This is a genomic window from Gracilibacillus orientalis, from assembly GCF_900114645.1.
Classification (GTDB): domain Bacteria; phylum Bacillota; class Bacilli; order Bacillales; family Amphibacillaceae; genus Gracilibacillus; species Gracilibacillus orientalis.
The window spans coordinates 105,696-126,861 of the sequence record NZ_FOTR01000005.1 but is presented as its reverse complement, the minus strand read 5'-3'; the positions used below and the strand labels follow the sequence as shown (position 1 = coordinate 126,861).

The 21,166-nt window shown below is 37.1% G+C and carries 21 protein-coding genes; 7 read left to right on the top strand and 14 right to left on the bottom strand.

The window, feature by feature from the left end:
- Nucleotides 1-366 precede the first annotated feature (366 nt).
- From BM121_RS11095 to BM121_RS11085, 3 genes are read right to left on the bottom strand one after another with little or no spacing between them, the layout of a single operon-like run.
- Complete coding sequence (locus BM121_RS11095; RefSeq protein WP_091483707.1) at nt 367-1,302, bottom strand: aldo/keto reductase; 936 nt, start codon at nt 1,300-1,302, stop codon at nt 367-369.
- A 16-nt stretch (nt 1,303-1,318) separates the two neighbouring features.
- A complete protein-coding gene (locus BM121_RS11090; protein ID WP_091483706.1) occupies nt 1,319-2,152 on the bottom strand; it encodes an amidohydrolase family protein in 834 nt (277 codons plus the stop codon).
- 60 nt (nt 2,153-2,212) lie between these two features.
- Nucleotides 2,213-3,226: a zinc-binding alcohol dehydrogenase family protein gene (locus BM121_RS11085; RefSeq protein ID WP_091483705.1), complete on the bottom strand. Its 1,014-nt coding sequence runs from the start codon at nt 3,224-3,226 to the stop codon at nt 2,213-2,215.
- Between the two features lie 192 nt (nt 3,227-3,418).
- Here BM121_RS11085 and BM121_RS11080 point away from each other — a divergent pair, with 192 nt between their 5' ends.
- A complete protein-coding gene (locus BM121_RS11080) occupies nt 3,419-4,279 on the top strand; it encodes a helix-turn-helix domain-containing protein (RefSeq protein WP_091483704.1) in 861 nt (286 codons plus the stop codon).
- 208 nt (nt 4,280-4,487) lie between these two features.
- Here the strand turns inward: BM121_RS11080 and BM121_RS11075 are convergent, their stop codons facing one another.
- From BM121_RS11075 to BM121_RS11065, 3 genes are read right to left on the bottom strand one after another with little or no spacing between them, the layout of a single operon-like run.
- Entirely contained in the window at nt 4,488-6,014 is a 1,527-nt protein-coding gene (locus tag BM121_RS11075; protein WP_091483703.1) for a response regulator transcription factor, read from the bottom strand.
- A 4-nt stretch (nt 6,015-6,018) separates the two neighbouring features.
- Entirely contained in the window at nt 6,019-7,428 is a 1,410-nt protein-coding gene (locus BM121_RS11070) for a sensor histidine kinase (protein ID WP_091483702.1), read from the bottom strand.
- Nucleotides 7,421-8,401, bottom strand: a complete 981-nt coding sequence (locus tag BM121_RS11065; RefSeq protein ID WP_091483701.1) for a sugar-binding protein — start codon at nt 8,399-8,401, stop codon at nt 7,421-7,423. The genes BM121_RS11070 and BM121_RS11065 overlap by 8 nt, the downstream gene beginning before the upstream one ends.
- 147 nt (nt 8,402-8,548) lie before the next feature.
- On the opposite strand from BM121_RS11065, the gene BM121_RS11060 reads away from it, so the two are divergent.
- Both BM121_RS11060 and BM121_RS11055 read left to right on the top strand, forming a co-directional pair.
- Nucleotides 8,549-8,875 (top strand): four-helix bundle copper-binding protein, encoded by a 327-nt coding sequence (locus tag BM121_RS11060; RefSeq protein WP_091483700.1) that lies wholly within the window; start codon nt 8,549-8,551, stop codon nt 8,873-8,875.
- Nucleotides 8,876-8,900: 25 nt separating this feature from the next.
- The gene (locus tag BM121_RS11055) at nt 8,901-9,350 is read left to right on the top strand and encodes a DUF2188 domain-containing protein (RefSeq protein ID WP_091483699.1); all 450 of its coding nucleotides are present in this window, start codon (nt 8,901-8,903) and stop codon (nt 9,348-9,350) included.
- An 85-nt stretch (nt 9,351-9,435) separates the two neighbouring features.
- Here BM121_RS11055 and BM121_RS11050 read toward each other — a convergent pair whose 3' ends face one another.
- The 3 genes from BM121_RS11050 to BM121_RS11040 form a co-directional block, all read right to left on the bottom strand.
- Nucleotides 9,436-10,254 carry a polysaccharide deacetylase family protein gene (locus BM121_RS11050; protein WP_091483698.1) on the bottom strand — a complete coding sequence of 273 codons (819 nt, stop codon included), beginning with the start codon at nt 10,252-10,254 and terminating at the stop codon, nt 9,436-9,438.
- Between the two features lie 64 nt (nt 10,255-10,318).
- On the bottom strand, nt 10,319-10,666 hold the full coding sequence (locus BM121_RS11045; RefSeq protein WP_091483697.1) for a DUF4260 domain-containing protein: 348 nt from the start codon (nt 10,664-10,666) through the stop codon (nt 10,319-10,321).
- A gap of 393 nt (nt 10,667-11,059) precedes the next feature.
- The gene (locus BM121_RS11040) at nt 11,060-12,502 is read right to left on the bottom strand and encodes a glycoside hydrolase family 1 protein (RefSeq protein ID WP_175495406.1); all 1,443 of its coding nucleotides are present in this window, start codon (nt 12,500-12,502) and stop codon (nt 11,060-11,062) included.
- 190 nt (nt 12,503-12,692) lie between these two features.
- On the opposite strand from BM121_RS11040, the gene BM121_RS11035 reads away from it, so the two are divergent.
- The gene (locus BM121_RS11035) at nt 12,693-13,412 is read left to right on the top strand and encodes a MurR/RpiR family transcriptional regulator (protein WP_091483696.1); all 720 of its coding nucleotides are present in this window, start codon (nt 12,693-12,695) and stop codon (nt 13,410-13,412) included.
- Here the strand turns inward: BM121_RS11035 and BM121_RS11030 are convergent.
- On the bottom strand, nt 13,384-13,878 hold the full coding sequence (locus BM121_RS11030) for a metal-dependent hydrolase (RefSeq protein ID WP_091483695.1): 495 nt from the start codon (nt 13,876-13,878) through the stop codon (nt 13,384-13,386). The genes BM121_RS11035 and BM121_RS11030 overlap by 29 nt on opposite strands.
- A 150-nt stretch (nt 13,879-14,028) precedes the next feature.
- Between BM121_RS11030 and BM121_RS11025 the strand changes: the two genes are divergently transcribed.
- On the top strand, nt 14,029-14,979 hold the full coding sequence (locus BM121_RS11025; protein ID WP_091483694.1) for a sodium:calcium antiporter: 951 nt from the start codon (nt 14,029-14,031) through the stop codon (nt 14,977-14,979).
- Between the two features lie 26 nt (nt 14,980-15,005).
- On the opposite strand, the gene BM121_RS11020 is transcribed toward BM121_RS11025, so the two are convergent.
- Entirely contained in the window at nt 15,006-15,452 is a 447-nt protein-coding gene (locus BM121_RS11020; protein ID WP_091483693.1) for a DUF1801 domain-containing protein, read from the bottom strand.
- A 205-nt stretch (nt 15,453-15,657) separates the two neighbouring features.
- Between BM121_RS11020 and BM121_RS11015 the strand changes: the two genes are divergently transcribed.
- Nucleotides 15,658-16,749, top strand: coding sequence for an alkene reductase (locus BM121_RS11015; RefSeq protein WP_091483692.1), 1,092 nt, complete (start codon nt 15,658-15,660; stop codon nt 16,747-16,749).
- 189 nt (nt 16,750-16,938) lie between these two features.
- Nucleotides 16,939-17,430, top strand: coding sequence for a MarR family winged helix-turn-helix transcriptional regulator (locus BM121_RS11010; RefSeq protein ID WP_091483691.1), 492 nt, complete (start codon nt 16,939-16,941; stop codon nt 17,428-17,430).
- A 196-nt stretch (nt 17,431-17,626) separates the two neighbouring features.
- Here BM121_RS11010 and BM121_RS11005 read toward each other — a convergent pair whose 3' ends face one another.
- The 3 genes from BM121_RS11005 to BM121_RS10995 form a co-directional block, all read right to left on the bottom strand.
- Complete coding sequence (locus BM121_RS11005; protein WP_091483690.1) at nt 17,627-19,078, bottom strand: flotillin lipid rafts scaffold protein FloT; 1,452 nt, start codon at nt 19,076-19,078, stop codon at nt 17,627-17,629.
- A 15-nt stretch (nt 19,079-19,093) separates the two neighbouring features.
- Nucleotides 19,094-19,603 (bottom strand): NfeD family membrane protein, encoded by a 510-nt coding sequence (locus tag BM121_RS11000; RefSeq protein ID WP_483866636.1) that lies wholly within the window; start codon nt 19,601-19,603, stop codon nt 19,094-19,096.
- A 194-nt stretch (nt 19,604-19,797) separates the two neighbouring features.
- Complete coding sequence (locus BM121_RS10995) at nt 19,798-20,982, bottom strand: MFS transporter (protein WP_091483688.1); 1,185 nt, start codon at nt 20,980-20,982, stop codon at nt 19,798-19,800.
- Nucleotides 20,983-21,166: the final 184 nt, after the last annotated feature.

Here is a 21,166-nt window from a genome sequence, read left to right as displayed (position 1 = left end):
CTTTATCTGATCATATTAACTTGAAAAAGAATTTCACTTTGTTCCCTTTTTATCGTCATCATTATAAATATGTTCGATCTCAATGTAATCGTTTTCTTTAGTGGGGTCAGCAAGTTAATGTTGATAGCTTTTACTGCATCTTCTTTCGATCAATTTAAACTGTGGAGGTTTAGTAACATTTATGAAAAACGTAGTAAAAAGACTATTACGATATTCCGTAACTAGAGCGGTTCTAGCATTTTTTCTTTCCAAACAGGTATTGCAAAGATAAAAGCATTATGGAGTATCATATTCCCACTTTTAAACCATATATTCTTTTGGATTTCACTCATCGCTAGGTTAAATGTAAAACTATAAAAATAACTATTACCTTTCATTCCACTCTGCATTACCACTTTGCCAGGTCTTATTATGAATAGGTTGGAGAATATCAAGAACTCCCGCTAAAATATCCTTATCTATTGGTTCATCCGTCCAATTTATATTTTTTGTTATGTTTTTTACACTTGCTGTGCTAACTAATGTAGTGGGAATTGATTCATTCCTAGTTGAATACTGAATCGCTAATTTAGCAAGATCGTAACCATGTGCTTCACAATACTCGGCTGCTTTCAAACATAGCTCCTGTGTTTCCTTATCCGCTGGATGCCAGCTAGCAACGTCACGTGAATTTAACAAGCCCATAGACAATGGTGAAGCATTTACTAATCCTACCTGTTTTTCTTCTAATAAAGGTAGTTGGGATAGAAGAGATGTATCATTTAGAGAATAATGACAATAGGAAAGGATCACGTCTAAATCTACTTTTTCAAGTACTTTCTCAAAAATAATAAGTGGCAATCCAGATACACCCAAGAAGCGAATTTTCCCTTGCTTTTTTAGTTCTTCTAAAGCAGGGATACCTTCCTCTATTACTTGGTCATATGAACCAAACTCTATATCATGTAAATATAAGATATCTACATAATCTGTCCCTAGCCTTTGTAGACTCTCATCTAAACTTTTAGCTATTGTTTTCTTAGAGAAATCAAAATCATCTGCACCAAATCTACCAGCTTTTGTAGAAAGGATATATTTGTCACGAGGAATATTAGCCAATGCCTTACCTAAAACCGTTTCTGCTTTTGTTAAACCATAGTACGGTGAAACGTCCATTAAATTTATACCTTGATCAATGGCTGCATGTACAGTCTTAATTCCTTCCGTTTCATTGATTTCCCTAAAAACAGATCCTAATGATGATGCTCCATAGCTAAGTACTGAAACATCTAATCCGGTTTGCCCCAGTTTTCTATATTTCAAAATTATTCCTCCTCTTTTAAATATTTAATTTGTAAAAGTCGATTGTGTTTTGGCCAAAAATCAATTCCTTATCTACTTTGGTAACATCTTGAGGGAGAGCATCGTTCAATGATCGGTATACCAGGTCATAGCTAGCTGCTAATAAACAAACAGGCCAATCACTACCATACATAATGCGATGAATCCCAAACACCTCTACAATATGATGTACATAAGGAATCATATCCTTAGTTATCCAGTTATCATGATTTGCTTCGGTAACCATTCCAGATAGCTTACAATAGATATTCTGATAACTGGCGATTTCAGCCATTTGTGTTTTCCAGGGTTCTAACTTCCTCTTTTCAATTTCTGGTTTAGCAATATGATCGATTACTCCTCTTATCTTTACACGTTTTAATAATTCACATACTGTTGGAAGCTGACTAGAAGTAACTAAAAGATCTACCGGCAGATCTATCTCCTCAAAATAAGAGAATGCTTCCAAGAATTTTCCACTTAGAATTACCTTTTCATTGGACATATCTTGAATCATAATGCGAATTCCAACGAATTTTGGATGCCTTCTGAAAATCTCGAGTTGTTCTTTATATGACGGGTGATCAATATCAATCCAGCCTACTACACCAACTATCGATTCTGAATGGTTACTTAGTGAGAGAATGAATTCAGTTTCCTCAATAGTCGGAGCAGCCTGAACAACAATTGTTTTGTCTATCCCTGACTTTTTCAGGTGTTCAATTAAATCCTCTTCGAGAAAATCACGATATAGTGTAGGAATATCTGGAGTAATCCAACCATAATCCTCCCTGCTTATCTTCCAATAATGCTGATGTGCATCAATTCGCACCTCTTCACCACCTTACCACTTTTTCAAATTAATATAGATTTCAAAATGCTTAATTTATAATTATATCTCAATCATCGCTTTCACTACACCATTCTCTGGTTTTAACCAATTTTCGAATTCATTTGGGAGGTCATCAAATGTCGATCGGTGCGTGATAAAACTCTTTTCATCAATGAAACCATTTTCAATAGAATTTATCACAAAATCAAAATCTTCTTTAGTAGCATTTCTACTCGCCATTAATGTTAGTTCCTTAGAATGGAATAGCGGATCAGAAAAAGTGATCTCCGATTTAACTAACCCTACATATACTAATTTCCCTCCATTGGCTGGATATTGGAAAGCATCCATCATGGATTTACTGTTTCCAGTTGCATCATAAACAATGCTTGGCATATCACCATTTGTAATATTCATAAGTTGCTCAACAGGATCGTTTAATACATTTATAGAATAGTCTACATTGGCCCACTGTGCGGAAAAAGCTAATCGTTCTTCGTTCATATCCATTGCAATTACTTTAGCACCTTTTTGCTTAGTAGCCTGCATAACTCCTAATCCAATCGGACCCGCACCAATCACAAGGGCAAAATCACCTTTTTGCATATCAGATCGTCTCACCGCATGGGCTCCAATACTTAATGGCTCTAAGATAGCACTTTGATCCAACGTTAATGCATTTGTTTTAATTAGATGATCACATGGAACAGAGATTTGTTCTGTCATCCCTCCATCAAAGTGGACCCCCATAACTTGCATATTTGTACAACAATTTTTTAATCCTTTTCTACAGGCAATACATTCACCACATTCCATATAAGGAATAACGGATACTTGATCACCTTGCTCTAAGCCATAAGGATTTTTTCCTACTGATTCGATAGCCCCTGCAAGCTCATGTCCTAATATTCGGGGATACTCAAAAAATGGTTGATTTCCTGTAAACGCATGCAAATCTGTTCCACATACTCCTATTCGTTTTAAGTTAACAAGCGCTTTACCCTTTTCAAGTTGAGGAATCTCCTTATTAATTGGCTTAAATACTCTAGGTTCTTCACAAACAATAGCCTTCAATTATATATGCCTCCCATGAGTGTTCAGAATGAAATAAATATACTGTATAAATATAGATTAACAAAAATAAATTGAAATAAAAATTGCGGTTATTGCTTTATTTATACTGTTTTTTGATATAAAGTGAGAATATGATCAACGGAGATCTTACAGACGGTTAGCACCGTGATAAATTAGAGATAGGTGATACTTATGAAGGCTATTAAAAAAAATGCTAATTCCTCATTTCCTTTTTCCTTTGTTTATAAAGGCAGTAAGGAACCCCAAAATGAATTACCAACCCATATGCATGATTTTCATGAGATTATTTATGTTCACAAAGGTACAGGTACTTTTTTTATTAATAACACGCTTTATTATATGAACCAAGGGGATGTATTCTTGGTTCCCAACGACACTATTCATCATGCTGTACCCTATCAGGATGATTTAGTTACTTCATCTGTCGTTTTTTTTAGTCCTGCATTAATTCAAACCATACCGATTGATGAAAATTTTTCCTATATATTTATAGTTGAAAAAATTAAGAAGCACAAACACTATAAAATATCTCTTTCAGAAAGGAAACAAGTGACTTTTGAAAAGTTTCTTAATGATATAGATAAGGAATTACGCGAAAAACAAATGGGCTCTATTCATGCCGCTATCTTAATTACCCATCAAATATTACTTTATTTATCTCGCTTAAGTATAGAGCAAATAGATCAAGCATTTAGGGAAGAAAACTTTAACCGCTTTTGGATGAATGAAATATTCGCGTTTATTGACCATAACCTTCAAGGTAATATATCCCTAAGCCTATTAGCTGAGAAAGCACACGTTAGTTCAGCTCATTTCAGTAGAGTCTTCAAAGAAGTAACTGGCATTGGGCTTACTGTGTATTTGAACAAAAAAAGAACCTATAAAGCTAAAGAGCTATTGTGGAAAACGGACTATCCTGTTGCTCATATTGCCGAGCTAAGTGGATTTGATAGTACACCACATTTTTATCGCACGTTTAAAAAATTTATAGGGACTACTCCTTCAGGTTATCGTAAAAAAACAAAAAAATAGGTTTAAATCTTCTGATGATTAGGATAAGTTTTCATTCTAGCTTTTGTTTCAATTTTTACGAGTCATTTTGATGAAAACACATCGAAATCATGGTTAGTGTTTATAGGTTTCTAAAGCTTTACATGTTCGCTTATTCGCCAATGAGCCCAATTGACCTCCACCCTGTCAAGATTATATTCTCAGACAAAAAGCGCTCCTCTACCCGCTGTTAAGAATACTGCTTGCGATATTCACTCGGGCTTAGACCTGTCTCTTTTTTAAATACTCGACTGAAATAATTGGGGTCTTTATATCCGATTGTTAAAGCAATTTCTTTCAGTGATATGCGATCATCTAATAATAAGTCTTTTGCCTTTGTCAGTCTGGTTTGTGTAACATATTCAATAAAGGTAATCTCGAAATGTTCTTTAAACAGCTTGCTCAAATAGTAAGAGCTCAGTCCTACTTCCTCTGCTACTTCCTCCAGTGTTATATTTCTTTGATAATGTGATTCTATATAATCCTTTGCTTGCATCAACAGACCATGGACTCCGGTCGAACGCCAATCTCGTATCTGTTTAATAACGCTTTGCAAGTGAGCTTTAGCAGCTTCCTTGATCTGTGTCGCTGTTTCGAACTGATCAAAGCCCATTTGGATATCCTGATCAAGACCAAGCTCTTTTGTCATTCTCGTTAATACAATAAAAAAGTTTTCGACCGTTTTTTGAATGATTGGTACTTGATAATTAGCATGTTGTTGAATCGATTGAAAATACCGGCCAAATAAATACGTCCCTTGCTGACTATCTCCTTTTTTAATGGCATGAAGCAATTCTTTCTCTTCTTCAAAATGGATCCGTTCCTTTCTTTTTTCAGCCATTTGTTCATTAAAAACTTGATATTTAGCGCCAGGGTGGGATTGTACTTGTTCCAAAGCATATAGTGCTTCTTGGTATGAACGAGAAAAGTCCTGTAAATCAGTGATAATTGCTCCTATTCCAACATAGAGCTGGCAATCGTGTAAATCACGCTGAACATCTTGAATAGCATCTCTAGCAAACTGATCAAGGGTATATGCTTCATATTTAACTAAAATCGGAACTTGATAGCCAGTCAGTGGCCCCACGAAAGCATGGTAAGGAAGCCTTGATAATCCATCTTTGAGTGTGCGATACCAATTACCTTTTTGTTCACGGTCTGGCCTTAGTATCTCTGCCTGAAAAGAAAATACAGCTGCAAATCCTTTCGTATCCTCGACATCCAGCCATTTTGTCCAATCTTCTGTATTAAACTCATGTACATGATCCATCATCAGCGTTAAAATAAAGTCCATTTCGACTAATGAATTCGCCTGTTCTAACCGTTCGTTTACATCATTTTGTTCAGATAGTTCTGCAACCATCCGATCATAAGCTTCCAGTATCTCTGATATCTTGCTTGGCTTTAACAGATATTCTTTAATTCCGAATTTCATTGCTCGTTTAGCATATTGAAAAGTATCAAATGCGGATACCATCACACATTTTGTTTCAGGTAATGTTTGAAGAATCTTCTCAATCGCAACCAACCCATCAAATTCCGGCATTTTAATATCCATAAAAATAATGTCAGGATGATGAAGCGTAGCAAGCTCAACCGCTTCATTACCATTTTTTGCTTCTGCTACGATTTCAGCATTTGATCGATTTCTACTGAGAATCATCCGGATTCCTTCGCGCTCAATCGCTTCATCATCTACAAGCATAACTTTTATCATTTTATCACTCCTTTCGTAACTTAATGGTGACTTTCGTTCCTTTACCAAGCTCTGATTGAATGGATACATCACTTTCTCTATCAAATAACTTCAAACGGTCTATTACATTTCGCATGCCGATGCCAGTGGAATGTCCCTTTCTGTTCGTTTCACTATTCTCATCCGCTGTTAGTAAGCGATCAATCGTTTCCTGATCCATACCCACACCGTTATCGCTAATTTCGATCCACACTTTTTCTTCCTTTTGATAAATGGCAAGTGTAATTTCTGCACCATCTGCCATTTCTTCAATACCATGCATAAAGGCATTCTCAATGATAGGCTGTAATGTCAAACAAGGTATTGATGTTTGCAAACAATCCTCCTCAATATCTTGATGGAATGTTACCCGGTCACCGAACCTCGTTTTTTGAATGAAAAAATATTCCTTCACAATCTCTACTTCATCTCTCAAATAAGTTTCCCTGTCAAGACTACCGATATTATAACGAAGCAGTGCAGAAACAGAAGAAATTAAATCACTGGTTCGTTCTGCTCCCTCAATATAGGATGTTTTGGAAATCGTATTTAACGTGTTAAATAGAAAATGGGGATTAATTTGATTTTGTAAGCTTTTTAATTCCATTTCCTTTAACAATTGAGCCATCCGAGCTTTTTCCTTCATTTCCCGAATCGCCTCAACAATATTCCACTTCATTTGATTAAACGTTTCCGTTAAGATTTTTAGTTCATCTTTTTGTGGCACAACGACATCTTCCACGGTATAATTCCCTTGCGATATTTCTTTTGCTGCACCTGTTAGACGTTCAATCGCCCTTGTAATCCCGTTAGAAAACCACAAGGCAAACAAGATACTTAGTATTATCACAGAAATAAATATAGCGGTCCCCATATTTTTGGAAGATTGCACCCGTTGGTCTTCTAGTTCTATTAAATTCTGATAAACAGTAAGCTCTGAATTTATTAACTCTAATGTTTTCTCATGAATATAGGTTGCACTATTATCTGCTTCATTTAAATAATTGGAATATTGCTCAATGTTATCTTGCGCTACACCTTCTGCAGTTTGATCTGTTAATTCCAGAAAGCTTGTTAATAAATGGACATAGTTTTTCTTATCTATACTATCTTCTGCAGCCATTACGAACTGCTCTTGTAGTTCGTTTAATTGTTGCTTGTCCTCCTTATAGTATTGGAGGTTTTCATCTGTTGGCTCATGAACATAAATTTGTAGTGATTGATAGGTCTGGTCAGTATTATTCGTTATTTCGTTTAACAAAAAATAATGATCGGAACGTTCATCATGTAATTCTACAATTCTTTGTGCACTTTGTTCACGAATGAAAAATAAAATAATCACTAATACAAGGATAGCAACGAAGTATATAAGTAGTTTTGATCTAATCCTAATCATCAAAATCACCTATATCCTCTTTTCTTACCACGGATGCATTGGTATGGTAAACATCTTGTACTTTTTTATTATTCACCAAATCCAGCATTAACTCTACACTGCGATATCCCATTTCATATGGTTTTTGCCCAATTAATACATCCATTTTTTCCTGTTCAAGCAGTGCCATATTTGCTGGCAGTGTATCGAAGCCGATCATATATAGGGATTCTTCCAATCCTAATGATTCAGCAGCAGCAACCATACCAATACCATCTAATGCACTCGTGCCATATAAAGCTGTAATGTCAGGATAATCACTTAACATATTATGCGCCTTTTCTTCCGCAATCACTCTTGTAATATTCGACTCCTCAATCGATACAATTTCAATTCCAGGTTCTTGCTCGACAATATCTCTAAACCCTTCCACACGTAATTGGTGATGAGCATTGTCAAAACTACCCGTGATGACTCCAATAGTAGCTTTACCCGCAGTATCTTCTACCAATGCTTTACCAGCGAGTTTACCAGCTTCATAATTATCCGTACCGATATAGGCAGATCGCTTACTATCAGGAGCATCAGTATCAATGGTTATAACAGGGATATCTTGCTCAACCGCTTGATTAATCACTGGCAAAAACTCATCATTCAATGCTTGAACAATGATGCCGTCCACTTTGGATTTCATCGCAATGTCGAGAAGCTTCAATTGTTCTTCTGGATTGGATCGCCTTGGTCCTTCATATTCAACAAACACATCGTATTTTTCCTCCATATCTTTTGCCCCTTCACCAACTAACCGCCAGTAATCATGATCCATTTCTTCTCCGATTAAAACAAAATGATAAGTCGGTACTGTTTCTTTTGAGGTCGCATCCATTATTTTGGATTGAAAGCCTTTAGACTGTATATAAAAATATATCGAAAAGCTCACAGCTATAATAAAGCAAAAAATAAGTATAATATTCATTAATTTACTACTTCTCATGTCATCCTCCCGTTCATCAATGATGGATACGAATTATGATAGCATACCGTTTCTGAAACGAAAACCAACAACATCTAAGTTTACTTGTCCTAAATATGGGAATCGTAGATTATGTAAGCAACTATACTACGATCGGAGGCTAGAATCATGATTGATCAAAAGCACCAAAAACTATTAGACCATTTACACATTTGTATGACGAAGTGTAATCATTGTTTTAATGCGTGTTTAAAAGAAGAAAATGTCGACATGATGGCCGAATGCATTCGTCTTGACCGTGAATGCGCTGAAATTTGTAGTTATTTACAGGCAGCTATTACAAGAAATTCACCATTTATCAAGCAATTAGCTGCTGTTTGTGCAGAAATTTGTCAAACATGTGGGGAGGAATGTAACAAACATCATCATAATCATTGTCAATCATGTGCGGATGCTTGTTTCCAATGCGCAAAAGTTTGCAAAGAAATAATGTAATTTATAATTGGAGAGGAGTCAAATCATGCCTTGGGATATAAATGATTATCCTAGTTCATTGAAAAATTTAGAAACTCCCGTAAGAAAAAAGGCCATAGATATTGTCAATGCGATGATTGATGAAGGCTATAAGGAAGGACAAGCTATTCCTATTGCTACTGAACAGGCTAAGGAGTGGTATAAGAATGCATCTGATAATGAGATTCAACAAGTAAATCAAATGAGTGACGAAGACTTACGTAGTCGTGATGAAGATGCTCAATCCAGCAGACCCGAGTTATTGGAAAAAGGTGAGCACGTCATTCCACATGAAAATGGCTGGGCTGTAAAAGTACAAGACGCCAAACAAGCTTCTTATATTTTCGATAATAAACAGGAAGCCATTGACAGAGCAAAAGAAATTGCCGCCAATAAAGGTACTTCTACCATAATCCATAAAAAAGACGGTTCGATTCAGGAAAAATCAAATGTTTAACTTTTTCAAAGGCTGACCGTAGTCATCTCACCTATGGTCAGCCTGTTATTACTGGATACTATTTATGAAATTATATTGTCTCTTATCATTTCCATGTCTCTTCCTTTATCAGACTCACTTGTTGACCTCCTGGTACTTCCACAATCTGCCCATCAACATTTAGCCAAACGGATTTTGCTGATGGATTATAGACAAACTGGCTATTTGCTGAAAAATGCAATCTCCTAAACGCCTTAATATAATCAACTATTTCGATATTGGTTGCATACCAGATATCTTCTCTACCACCAATAAATTCAGAAAATTGTTCGATTAAGTCCCAATTATTATCATGATCAAATTCATAACTATGGCCCCATACATAGAACATATATAAGTATTGCTTCTTATGTAATGAAGTAAATCTCTCTGCCAATTGTAAGAGGTTTCGATTATGATGACAAGTTGGATTCCATTCGATAAAATCATCTGGCATACCAAAATTGTCTGTACTATTTACGGTTCTTGCATATTCAATCCCTAAATAAGGTAATACTTCTTTGATTAAAGAATTATAAGAACCATTCGGGTAGGATAGACCTCTTACTGGGTAACCTGCCAGTTCTTCTAGCTTTTTACGGTCCTCCATTACTTCTTCTATTAGCTGCTCTTTCGGAGAACGTGCAATGGTAGGATGTGTGACCGTATGTGCTGAAAGTTCATGTCCCTGATATAATGACGCTATTTTTTCTGGTGGTATCCTTTCCCCTTCTCCAAGTAAGCCTGAATTCAAGTGAAAAGACCCTTTGATTCCATAACGATTAAAGATATCTACTAAACGTCTGTCCGCCGCTTTCCCATCATCATAGCTCATTGTTAATACCTTGAATTTGCCTTCTGGGAAAGTCATCACTACTTTTGTCATTTTAATCACCCTTCCTTTTAAACGCTTTCATTTTTATTATAACGCAGGTATAACGAAATATCTGCTATTTAATTCGATCAAAATGCGTGTCCTTAAACCCGGTGGCATACTTTAATCCGTAGCCTACCATTCGATCCATCCCAATATGTGCTGTCCAGATTAAACTGATCGCCAATAACAAATCATTAAATAGGAATCCGATAAGTACACCACAAAGCGAAAAAACATACGTATGAAAAAGGTTATAAATAATGGAACCGATCTTATTATTAATTAGATATCCAAGCATCGCAAGATCTGGCGCCAATAATAATAGTACTAACATCAGCCAGCCAAACGAAAAATGAAAATAAGCATAAAGACTTAATGCAAAAACAGCCGCTCCTTCTAAATGTAACAATAATTTATTCACAGTACACCGCCTTTTTTTATCTTACAACCATTCTACTACAAATCATCATTTCGAATGATTAAATTTTCGTTAATTTCATCTGTTAATAGTATATAATAACTATTTTCACACAAATCTTAGTTCCAAATTTAAGATATTGAGTTTCATTTTGGTACTTAAACCGGATTTAAGTACCATATATGATGGTTTTCTTTTTGGTTTTGGTTCTTAATCGTCGTTTAAGTACTATTTTGATTTTGTGCTTTGATATTTTGGTACTTATTTTTTTAGGCTGACAATTTATATTTTCGCCAAGAGCATAAGGGTGATCGGAGCGAGACATCTGCGCAAATTTTAAACTTTCTTATTTAATAAAAAAGAAGAAGAGATATACACTCTTCTTCTAATCACCTTTTATAACTCTTTCCCATTTGTTTGAATCACATTTTGATACCAGAAAAATGATTTCTTTCTGCTCCGCTCCATTGTTCCGCTGCCGTCATCTTGTTTATCGACATATATGAAACCATAGCGCTTGGACATTTCACCTGTTGACGCACTCACTAAGTCAATACAACCCCAAGCCGTATAGCCCATTAAATCAACGCCATCCTCAACTGCTTCTCCCATGGCGATAATATGATCACGTAAATAATCCATTCGATAATCATCATGGATAGATCCATCTTCTTCTACTTTGTCTTTCGCTCCAAGACCATTTTCAACAACAAAAAGTGGTACACGATAACGATCATGCAACTGGTTTAAAGCAATTCTTAAACCTGTTGGGTCAATTTCCCATCCCCAGTCACTTGCTTTCAAGAATGGATTTCGTACACCGGATAAAATGTTACCATCTGCTTGCTCCTCGCCCGCTTTTTCCTTTTTCTCTGTACGGGACATGTAGTAGCTGAACCCAATATAATCGACGGTGTTTTCTTTAATCAGGTCTAAATCACCTTCTCTAATATCCAGTTCTATACTATTCTCTTTAAAGTAGCGAGTCATAAACGCAGGATATTCCCCACGCACTTGTACATCGGCACAATAATAGTTAAATAGTCGTTCTTCTTCTAGTGCATGCATGACATTTTCGGGATTAGAATCATATGGATAAACTGGTGCGTATAAAATCATACAGCCAATTTGTGCATCTGGAATAATTTCATGACAAGCTTTTACCGCTAAGCTGCTTGCAACAAACTGGTGGTGGAAAGCTTGGAATGTCGGGGTATATTTATCCTCTTCCTGCTGGATAGAGAAACCCAACCCCATAATTGGCATGATTAGCCCACTGTTAATTTCGTTAAATGTCATCCAATATGTTACTTTATTTTTATAGCGTTCAAAAATCGCTTTGACATAATGCTCAAAGAAAGTAACCACTTCTCTACTTCTCCAACCACCATAATTCTTCACTAAATTAACCGGCATTTCATAATGAGATATGGTCACAACTGGTTCAATATTATGTTTATGCAGTTCATCGAATACCCGATCATAAAAGGCTAAACCCTCTTCATTTGGCTCTGTTTCATTGCCATTTGGAAATATTCTCGTCCAAGCAATCGACATCCGAAATACTTTATAGCCCATCTCTGCAAACAAGGCAATATCTTCTTTATAACGATGATAAAAATCGATCGCCTCATGATTAGGATATGTATATTTCTCTGTATTTACTTCAAAGTTAAAGCCAGGCTCTTTTAATATATTAAGCCGACCTTTGCCACCTGGTAATACATCTGCTATGTTTAAACCTTTATTTCCCTCATGAAATCCACCTTCAATTTGGTTGGCTGCAGTAGCTCCACCCCATAGGAAGTTTTCCGGAAAATGATATGTTTTTATCGACATGATATGACCTCCTATTACAATATTCTATTTGCATTATAGTGTGGATCATAAGCAAGGTAAATATGAATACAGCTTTCTGTTGTTTATAACAGCTTTCGTGACATGTTTCATAAGTGATACAATGTGTAACATATTCTATAATTATGCTAAAATAGAGAAAAAACTTATATGAAGAAGGGATTCCACCTCCATGTTTACCCATGAAATGATTGCTTCCTTTAATGAATTAGAGTTAACGTTGTATAACTATATATCGAAAAACAGTGACAAAGTTGCTTACATGAGAATTCGCGAATTAGCGGATGAAACACATGTATCGACAGCTACTATTTTACGCTTTTGTCGCAAAATAAATTGTGATGGTTTTTCGGAATTCAAGGTAAAACTAAAAATGCATTTAGAGGAAACCAAGCGGACAGTTATCAACAGTCCTCAGCATTCCATTACAGAATTCTTCGAGCGTACACTAACCGGAGATCTAGAGGAGAAAATCAATGATGCAGCCAAATTAATAGCGGAAGCAGAAAGTGTAATTTTCACCGGGATCGGAAGCTCCGGTATTCTAGCAGAATATGGAGCGAGATATTTTTCCAGTATGGGGAAGTTTTCGGTCTATATCAAAGACCCTCATTATCCGATTCACGCTAAATTCCGCTATAATAGTGTAACAATAGTACTCTCGGTGTCGGGAGAAAACCCTTTTACCGTGACACAGGTTAATCAGCTCAAGCAGGAAGGCAGTAAAGTTATTAGCATTACCAATAATAAACTTTCAACGATAGCTAAAATATCTGAAATTAATCTTGCCTATTATGTTACGGAAGAATGGTTTCAAGATTCCAATGTCACAACACAAGTGCCAGTTGTCTATATATTGGAATCTATTGCAAGAAAAATGAAGAACCCATAATGGCGATGTCTTTTCCAAAGTAAATAGTCAGCAAAGTTAGCCCTAATAACACAAGATTTTCAACTGCACCACCGGTTTTTGTTGTGAATGGAAATCTTACGGTAATGTTTACTGGGTAAAGTAATTTTATTCCTTGTTTCGTCATAGAATCTAATAGGAAGTGGCTGATTATTCCAATAACGACACCTATAATCAATGATCTATTACTAGTAATTAGCGATAATAAAAATCCAACTAACAGTAAAAATAATAGACTATGAGTAAAAGTACGATGACCAAATAACGTATTAATCAATTTAGACAGGAGTGGAAATTTTCGGCCAATTTTACTTCCACCATGACATATGTCTGGTATTAATCCCCCTATAGCTCCTGCAAATATAAACCAAGCAGGATCATAATCTGTAAAAGTGGCCATCACAGTAGTTGCTGCGATCCCACCCATAATATGTGTTTTTCCTGTCATATGTATTATATCTCCTTTTCATGTTGCGGATAAAAGTATGCAATGAAGGCATTTATCATACCATATCCATTCTTTCCTATCAAGAATATATGTTCGCTTGTATAAAAATTTTATAGTTTAATTGTGATTATAATTTTAGGGAGGATAGTCATGACATTTATCGTATTTTTTCTGGCAGCCACAATAGTTATTTTTGCTGCAATTCAGTTAAATAAATATGGAGACGTCATTAATCAAAAGTCAACACTAAGTGGGGCTATGATAGGGACCTTTCTAATTGGCGGGGCAACAAGTTTACCTGAGTTAACAACTAGTTTAACTGCTGTATATATTGACAATGCCGATATTGCCGTTGGAAACATGTTAGGCAGCAATGTGTTTAACGTTTTGATTTTAATGACATTTGATTTTATTTATCGAAAAAAAAGAGTGTTTAATACAGTAGAACAAAGCACACATCTCCCGATTGGTAAAACTGGATTTGTAACGACTGCCTTATTAGTGATTGCCATTCTTTGGGACAACTCTCCTAGCTTTTTTCATATCGGCTTCGAGATGTATCTACTTATTATTCTTTATTTATTTGTTGTGAAAAAACTCGATTATGGGGAAGAAGATATTGAGGTAACATCTGATTTAACATTAAAACAAGGTGTCATTCGTTTTATCTTTGCCGCCATTGTCGTCTTTCTTGCTGGTAGTACTTTAACTATTTCCGGCGACAAAATTGCTGAACAAACAGGAATGAACTCCAGTTTTGTCGGAAGTTTTTTGATTGCTGCGGCAACCTCTTTACCTGAATTAGTCACTGTACTTGCAGCATTCCAGATGGCCAAATACTCCCTTGCTATCGGAGCTATTTTAGGTAGTAACCTATATAATCTGCAGCTATTGGTGATTACAGATATCTTCCATCAAAAAGGTGCAATTTTAAATATGACAAGCCTATCAAATGCTATGACAGCTTTGCTTGGGCTGATGATGATTTTCTTAACTATCTATGCATTACAACGACCATTAGTCAAAAATGTATTCATCTATGCGTTGCCATCAGCTACAACCATTGTTCTGTATTTTATTGCTACCTACATCATGTTTTAGCACTAGACAGGGGATAGGGAAATGAATCACTCTGTCCTATTTTTATACATCTCGATCCATTCATTTACTGTTATTTTTTCGGAAAGTTCACCAAGCAACTCAAATGGGAGTTTTTTAGGATTCGTGAATCGAATACAACTCTTACCCATATTTAATTTGGTTGACATATGGTGAGGGTATTCCTTTTGAAACCAATCCAGCAATTCCTTATCAGCATAGATTCCCATATGATAGACAGCAAGATGCTTCTTTTGTGCCGCAATACTGATAAATGGAAGTGGTGTGCCTTCTTGAACATGGTAACCTTCAGGAAATATGGTCAATGGAACAACAAACGAAGGCATCCCATACTGCATTTCTAGTGTAAAACCTTCTGGAATATTCTCATGGATCGTTTGATAGAGTTTTGTAAATGGTTCGTGCCATTTTTCTTCTTTATCTTTTAAATATGCTTGAATCATATCTTCTGACATAAACGCTCCTCCTCATTTTCTTTATATTGTAGCATACCATTTTTTCTGCTCGTTTAGGCAACTATTTAATAGAATGAATAGCACAAGATGGCAGGCCCATGTTATCAAGACCTATATCTTACAAACATATATGTTGCCAACCACATTTAAAGGTGTTAAGCTAACTATGTGGTTGACCACCAATTATCTTAAAGGAGTGTTGTAAATGACAAACTTATGGCGTTCAACAACTGTTGGAAGTTTAAAATTATCCCATCGTTTAGCGATGGCCCCAATGACTCGAAGCCGTGCGCTTCCTGATGGAACACCAGGAAATCTAAGTGCAGAATATTATGCGCAGCGCGCCTCCTTGGGTTTGCTCATCAGTGAAGGTACTCAGCCCTCTGATGATGGGCAAGGATATCTTACCACCCCTGGAATTTACACGAATAAACATGTGGAAGGATGGCAGAAGATTGCCGATAAAGTGCACGCAGCTGGTGGTTACCTATTCATTCAGTTAATGCATGCGGGAAGAATGTCGCACCCAAATAATACCCCACATCATCGTCAGCCCGTTGCACCATCAGCAATTGCACCCGGCGTTCAGATGTTCACTGCCAATGGGAAGTTGGATATCCCGGTTCCTAGGGAGTTGAGCCGGGCAGAAATTAAAGAAACGGTCGAAGACTTTAGAAAGGCAGCAGCGGCAGCTATAAAAGCAGGCGCTGATGGCGTGGAGATTCACGGTGCTAATGGTTATCTTATTCATCAGTTTTTTGGTGAAAATTCTAATTTTCGTACAGATGAATATGGGGGTTCGATCGAGAATCGCGCTCGGTTTTCTATTGAAGTCGCAAAAGCAGTGGTAAAAGAAATAGGAGCAGATCGCACGGGATTTCGTATCTCGCCCGGGTTACCTATTGGTGGCATTGATGAAGGACGAAGCGGTTCAGACCTTTACCGTTATCTGATTCCGAAGTTGGCGGATTTGAACTTGGCTTACATTCACGTGGCGCACGGTGGAAACGATGAATTACTTCGTGAAATTCGTTCGGCATGGCCAAATACCCTACTGGTGAATCGTGCAGGTCGTCCGCTTGAAGATATCGTCGTAGACATTGATGCGGGACTTGCTGATATTGCTCCTGTCGGTTCTTGGGCCCTGGCAAACCCCGATCTGGTAGAACGATTGAAGCTCGATGCACCGTTGAATGAACCAGACAGAGCTACTTTTTATGGCGGAGACAGCCGCGGTTACACCGATTATCCGACTATGGATAAACAACAAAAAGTAAAGATATCTCATGGAAAATAAAAATGGTGTCAAATTCAAGAATAATGAACATTTCTGTATGATGTGATACTAACCCTTCATTTCCTTTTTTCATTTAGGTAGCAGGATGGAATCCATTTGTTAAAAAAGAAAAAAGGTGATAATCTTTATTAAATGGAATCCACATCTATGCGGTTTCATTATAAACAATAGAAAAGGTAAGGATATCTCATGAAACAGAAAAGAAACGATTCAGATAGAGCAGTATACGAAAAAGAATTGAGTGCGGCAGACCTGCATCCAGTAAGTTTCGCTATTTTCGCTTTAGCACGTTCTCACCGTGCACTTGCTGGTCAAATGCTTCGTGAGGTGGGGCTGTTCGCAGGGCAAGAGATTTTGCTTATGCAATTGTGGGATCAGGATGGCCAATCACAAAACTGCCTCGGCCGCACATTACGTCTTGACCACTCGACCATTGCGAAGAGTGTTCGAAGGTTGGAGGACACAGGTCTTGTCACCCGCAGCCGTTCTGAGGAAGATGGTCGTGTTACGATAGTGTCGTTAACTCAAGCCGGCCAGGACCTCAAAACAAAGGTCACAGATGTTTGGAGCAGACTGGAAAACCTTACTACAGAAGGTCTAACTGAACAGGAAAAGGAACTATTCATTACACTGTCACAAAAGGTAGCATCGAATGTTGACACAGCCTTAGATAACTCATGAAAAGTGTTTATCAACGTCTTGTATCCACTCACATTCAGATAAAGTGAGGCTAACCATCAGCGAGGGTTGTACCGACGATTAGCAACGTGATAAAAAAATCGCCCCCAAGGATAGACGAATCCTAGGGGGCGATTTTAAATTACACATATAATTAACTACTAATTATAGTACAGTTAACTTAAGCCTGACCACTTTCTTATTCCCCATCGGTTACTTCTGGCTTTTCTGGTTTTGCCCCTGCTAAATTATCCTTAATTTTTGATTCATTATTGGATGCCACATTATCTAACATCCCTTTTAAATCAACACCAGATACATCTTTTAGTGTTTCTGGTAATTGGCTCATTAGTTTAGTTACATAATCGCTCATTCGTGTTGCACCGTCGCCATCGCCTTTTCCACTATCAACAACAGTGACTTTGTCAATCGAGCGGATAGGTTCGGCAATTTTTCCAGCAAACTCAGGAAGCATGTTGATAATCATTTCGAGTATCGCGGCTTCGCCATATTTCCCCATCGCTTCGGCAAGTTTTTCTTTCGCTTCTGCATCTGCCAAACCTTTTTGACGAATAGCATCTGCTTCGGCTTCCCCGTCTAAGCGGATTTGTGCAGCTTCTGCCTCGGCATTTTTAACACTAGTAACTTTATCTGCTTCTGCCTTTTGTTCCGTTGCATAACGCTCTGCCTCTGCCTTTTTAGAGATATCCGCTTCATATTGACGTTGCTTACGAAGTACTTCTTTTTCGTCAATTTCAATTTGTTTATTTTTCTCAACAAGTTGGATCTGCATCTCTTCTTGTTTGACTTGTTGTTCTGATTTGGCACCCTGTAATTTATAAGCCATATCCGCTTCTGCCTTGGCAGTGTCTTGATCAAGCTTATAAGCCGCTACTTTCAATTCTTTCTCCTTCGATGATTCAGCAATTTGTGTTTCACTTAACAATTCTGCACTTTGACTTTCACGCTCAGCTGAAGCTTTTTGAATACGAGCATCTCTCATCGCGTTCGCTTCGGCAATTTGGGCGTCTCTTTTTACTTCTGCAATACGCGGCTTACCTAATGCTTCTAGATAGCCATTTTCGTCTTGCACATCTTTAATGGTAAATGAGACAATTTGCAGCCCCATTTTCTTTAAATCAACAGCCGCTTGGGTTTGTACTTCTTGTGCGAAACGTTCACGATTTTTGTAGATCTCTTCTACTGTCATTGTTCCCAAAATCGCTCGCAAATGACCTTCCAATACTTCTTGTGCTTCTTTTTGAAGTTCAGAATCGTCTTTTCCTAAGAATTGTTCCCCCGCTGTTGCAATCCCTTCTGTTGTGCTTTGCACTTTGATAATCGCTGTTCCATCAGCCATTACTGGCACACCATTCTCAGTGTAGACATTAGGTGTAGAAATATCTAAACTATGCGAGCGTAAACTGATGTTTTCTTTCTGTTGGAAAATAGGTAGGATAAAAGCACCGCCACCACGGACGATCTTAATGCCACCTCCATCATCCGTCCTGTGTACATTCTTGCTCCCTAAAAAACTACCTGTTACGATCATAGCATCGTCTGCGCCTACCGTTTTATAGCGAGCTGCAAATAGAATCGCAAATGCTAGGATAACCGCAACCACGACGCCAATGACAATCAAAAAATCCATTCTTAGCCTCCTATGTTAAATTTCATCAAGTTCAGAAACGTATAACACGTGATCTTTCACTTGGACAACCACAACCTGTTGTCCTTGCTTAATTATCTTTTGATCAAAACTTACTGCTGTTTCACTGCGACTTCCACTAGTTGAGGAAATAAATACTTCCCCCATGCCTTGAGCAGGGATCGTGGTAATTACCTCGCCCACTTTACCCTCTAAATCATGAACCGATATGGACGTAGAGGACTCAGCATTCGACATAGGAATCACAAGGAAATAGTAAATAAGTACGTATGCTCCAATTCCTATTAACAAACTAATTAGTAAGACATAGATCTCGACCATGGAAGAATACTTAGTCAGCAAGACACCTGATCCTCCCACAACAGATAACGTACCAAAAACTAGTAATGGATTGAAAAATTCTCCTAAACTATCAAATAGACTATCTAAGAGTCCTTCCAATACACTTCCTAATAAAAGGGAAATAATTGCAAACACTAGGCTCCCCCATAATAACCACCAATAAATATCAACTACTCCAATATGTACACCTCCGGATGATATTACCTATTACTATATACGAATCAAAAGCAAAAAAGTTTCCAATTATTTTCATAAAATGAAACAGTATAATAGTTATGTGAATTTATTACTTTTTATCACACGAACTTTGTTTTGTCTTCTTATTGATCTTAAGCTCAGACATTTTAACCCTTTAATTTTCAAGCTTTAATCTGTTCACTTGCAAACCGTTGACCTTTCGCAAACAAAATAAACACAAACATAAAAAGCGATAATCCTGCAAGTACAAACGAAACGACCATTGTTGAAAACTGATCCATAATACTACCCGTAACTAGTGGGAGAACAATGCCTCCAACTCCCCCAGCTCCAATCAATATACTAGTATTTCGTTCGGTACTACCTGGAAGCATTTGATTAGCATATACAAGGGCAATTCCAAATATCCCTGCCATCATCAACCCGATCAAAACAATGAAGACATAGCCTAACCACAAGCTTGTAATAAAACCTAAACTTACAACAAAAACGACTGTTCCAAAACAACAAACCATTAAATAACGAACATAGTTCATTTTTTCTGCTAAGTAACCTGCTGCTAAACGACCTGTAACTATCGCACCCCAAAAAATGGTGACAGCTAGCGTTGCCGCAAAGGTTTCTGTGCCTAATTTGCTAATAAGAATAGATGGTAGAAAATTCATGATACTGACTTCTGTTCCGACATAGATAAGGAAAAACAAAATAAAACCGATAAATAAAGGGTATCTTCCTCCTAAAAACGGGGTTGATTCTGCTTGTTTATGTTCTTCTTGCTCAATCGATTTTGCCATCAAATTATCTAGTGCTCCAAAGGATACCTTCATCCAAATCACACCAATAAAAAAGGCATACAAGCCTAATACTAAAAAGGAATAACGCCATAAGTCTGTCGATGCCAACCAACCGGATATAATAGGCATAATGAGTGAGCCTAGCCCGAAGAAAACTTCTAGTCTACTAAATGCTACTGCTGGTTTATCTTTAATTGCATCAATTATAAGTGACCCCACCAAAGGCTCGATAATCCCAAATCCTAACCCGCAAAACACAGCGATGACCAACCACCATGTCCATGGTATCAATGATACAAATGCGATTTGTGCTAGACCAATAGATAGAATGGCGAATATGACAGCACGTCTACGCCCTAAAAAATTCGATATATAAGATGAGCAAATAACCCCTGTCAGAAAGCCAATTGATTGACAGGCAATTAAGACACCACCATCTGTATAATTCCGGTTATAATAATCCAAGATTTCTGTTAACAATGAACCTATAATAATATGTGTTAGTCCTATTAACAAATAGGTAAAGCAAGCAATCCATAGTAGTCGTTTCATAGTTCCCCCAATTTAATCTTAGTGTCATTTTGTATATATACACGTCATTTCACTTCTGCACACGAGAGTGATGAGTTTACTATATCACAAACCATTATTTACAAGAACAACTCACTTAGAAAATGTAACAAAAAAGAGGCTTAACAAAAAAGAGTTTGCGTGTAAATAATCACGCAAACTCTAT